This window comes from Segeticoccus rhizosphaerae (genome assembly GCF_009192725.1).
Taxonomy (GTDB): domain Bacteria; phylum Actinomycetota; class Actinomycetes; order Actinomycetales; family Dermatophilaceae; genus Segeticoccus; species Segeticoccus rhizosphaerae.
Genome location: NZ_VOHR01000434.1, coordinates 1 through 2,645, shown reverse-complemented (window position 1 = coordinate 2,645; position 2,645 = coordinate 1). Strand labels below are relative to the sequence as shown.

Annotated in this window: 3 protein-coding genes and 1 pseudogene; all 4 read right to left on the bottom strand. The window is 74.0% G+C overall.

Features of this window, described 5'->3' with window-relative positions; all coding sequences use genetic code 11:
• A partial coding sequence (locus tag FRW57_RS20195) for a sirohydrochlorin chelatase (protein WP_203230449.1) occupies positions 1-454 on the bottom strand: 454 nt, incomplete at its 3' end.
• Complete coding sequence (cobA, locus tag FRW57_RS20190) at positions 451-1,224, bottom strand: uroporphyrinogen-III C-methyltransferase (protein WP_338055395.1); 774 nt, start codon at positions 1,222-1,224, stop codon at positions 451-453. The genes FRW57_RS20195 and cobA, both read right to left, overlap by 4 nt.
• On the bottom strand, positions 1,221-1,946 hold the full coding sequence (locus FRW57_RS20185) for a phosphoadenylyl-sulfate reductase (RefSeq protein WP_137120118.1): 726 nt from the start codon (positions 1,944-1,946) through the stop codon (positions 1,221-1,223). The genes cobA and FRW57_RS20185 overlap by 4 nt, the downstream gene beginning before the upstream one ends.
• Positions 1,943-2,645 (bottom strand): annotated as a pseudogene (locus tag FRW57_RS20180) (nitrite/sulfite reductase); the annotation flags it as partial. The pseudogene FRW57_RS20180 and the gene FRW57_RS20185, both read right to left, overlap by 4 nt.

The following is a 2,645-nucleotide window of genomic DNA, read 5'->3' as shown; positions in this document are numbered from 1 at the left end:
GGCGGTCGGCCGCGTGGTGCACCTCGTCGCGGGCCCGCGGATCGGTCGAGCCGGCCGCCGCGAGCACCGTCGCTCGGGGCACCGGCCCCGCAGCCGCGAGCCGATCGGCCACGGCCTGCAGCACCGCGTCGGCCGGTCCCAGGCAGGGCGTCACCGTGGCCAGGCCGCCGGTCGCCGCCACCGCGCGGGGCACGTCCACCCGCACGTGGTGACCCGCACTGAGGAAGATCGGCACCACGACGCACTCCGGCGTCTTCGCCAGCGCGTCGGAGAGGTGGGGACGAATCACGTCGATGTAGGACAGCCGGACGGCGACGCCGGGCAGCCGGTGGCCCACCCGCTGCCGCACCCGCTCGAGGACCTCCTGCCCCTGCGCGTCCCGGGTGCCGTGCGCCACCAGGAGCAGCTCCCGTGCCGCCGGTCCGTGTCGACTGTGCCGAGCAATGGTGTTCATGAGGTGACGCCCGCTTGCACGGCGGCCCCGGACCAGTGCGGGCTGAGCGTCACGACATCCCCCACCACCACGACGGCGGGCGAGCGCACCCGGGCGAGCGCCGCCACGTCGGCGATCGAGTCCAGCGTGCCCGTCGTGACCCGGTGGCGCGGGCCGAAGGCGTCCTCGACCACCGCGACCGGGCAGGCCGGGTCGCGGCCGGCAACCATCATCAGGGCCGCGTTGCGCCGCAGGGTCGACACCCCCATGAGCACGAGAATCGTGTGGTCACGCCCCGTCGGCAGGTCGGGGACGTCCTCGTGCCCGGTCACGACGGTGAAGGCCCGCGCCAGGCCGCGATGGGTGACCGGGATGCCGACGGAGGCGGGAACGGCCAGGGCACTGGTGATCCCTGGGACGACCTCGACGGGGACGCCCTCCTGCTCACACGCCATACGCTCCTCGACGCCACGGCCGAGCACGTAGGGGTCGCCGCCCTTGAGGCGGACGACTCCCCTGCCGGCCGACGCCCGGTCGAGCAGCAGCGCGTTGATCGCCTCCTGCGAGAAGGGGTGGTGCCCGGGCGTCTTGCCCACGTCGACGATCTCGACGTCGGCACCGAGGCCGTCCAGCACGCCACGGGGCGCGAGCCGGTCGACCACGACGACGTCGGCACGCTGCAGCAGCTCGACACCACGGGCCGTGATCAATCCGTCGTCACCGGGGCCGCCGCCCACGAGCGCCACCCAGCCGCCGGTCGGGCGGGCACCCCGTGCGTCGTCGGCGTTCACCGGTGGATCCCGCACTCGGTCTTGGCCAGACCGGCCCAGCGGCCCGACCGCGGGTCCTCGCCGGGCTCCACGCGGATGGTGCACGGCGCGCAGCCGATCGACGGGTAGCCCTCTGCCAGCAGGGGGTTCATCGGCACGCCGTGCTCGTCGGCGTAGTCGAGGAGGTCGTCGAACGTCCACGCCGCGAGCGGGTTGACCTTGACCAGGCCGTGCCGGGCGTCCCAGGCCACCTTCGGGCTGCCCAGCCGGGTCGGGGCCTCGTCGCGGCGAATGCCGCTGACCCACGCCTCGTAACCCGCAAGCTCCCGGGCGAGCGGCTCGACCTTGCGCATCCGGCAGCATGCCTCGGGGTCGTGGTCATACAGCCGCGCGCCGTGGACGACGTCCTGCTCGGCCACGGAGAGCTCGGCCCGCACGTCGACCACCGTGATCGGCAGCAGTGCCTCGGCGACGTCCCTCGTGCCGAGGGTCTCGACGAAGTGGTAGCCGGTGTCCAGGAACAGTACGTCGACGCCGGGCACGAACCGCGAGACCAGGTGTGCGAGCACACCGTTGGACATGCTGCTCGCGACCGCGAGCGACTCCCCGAACTGGCCCGCAGCCCAGGCCACCACGTCCTCCGCGGGCGAGGTGCGAAGCAGCCGGGAACCCGCCCGGGCCAGCTCCTCGAGCTGGGTGGCCGGCCGACGCGCGGTCCGCTCCCGCGTGCCCAGGTCGGTCATCGCAGGGTCTCCTCGGAGACCCGGTGGGCCCACTGCGCGAACGTCTCGTCACCGCGCTGCTCCCCCACGAACCGGCGGACCAGCCGCTCCACGTAGTCCGGGAGCTGCGCCGCCGTGACCTTGAGGCCGCGCACGGTGCGACCCAGCCCGGCCTCGTCCCGGTCCGTGGAGGCCAGTCCACCGCCGAGGTGCACCTGGAAGCCCGCCTCCTGGGTGCCGTCCTGCGAGGTGACCAGCTGGCCCTTGAGTCCGATGTCGGCCGTCTGGATCCGCGCGCAGGAGTTGGGGCAGCCGTTGACGTGCAGGCTGATCGGCGGCTCCACGGTGACGCCGGCGAGCCGGCGCTCGAGCTCGGCGACCGTGTCGGCCGCGGTGCCCTTCGTGTCGACGATCGCGAGCTTGCAGTACTCGATGCCCGTGCAGGCGATGGTCGAACGCCGGAAGGGGCTCGGCCGCACCGAGAGGCCGAGCTGCTCGAGGCCCGTGGTGAGCTCGGCGAGCCGGTCCGCGCCGACGTCGAGCACGAGCACCTTCTGGTGCGGTGTGAGCCGCACCCGCCGGCTCCCCACGCGCTCCACGAGATCGGCGAGCCGCCGCAGCAGCGTCCCGTTGACCCGGCCGACCAGTGGGGTGGCGCCGACGTAGTGCCGCCCGTCGCGTTGCTCGTGCACGCCGACGTGGTCTCCGGGGTGGGTCGCG

Bases quoted from the DNA above. Each gene is read 5' to 3' on its own strand.
- FRW57_RS20185 (WP_137120118.1), bottom strand. From the start codon at position 1,946: ATGACCGACCTGGGCACGCGGGAGCGGACCGCGCGTCGGCCGGCCACC.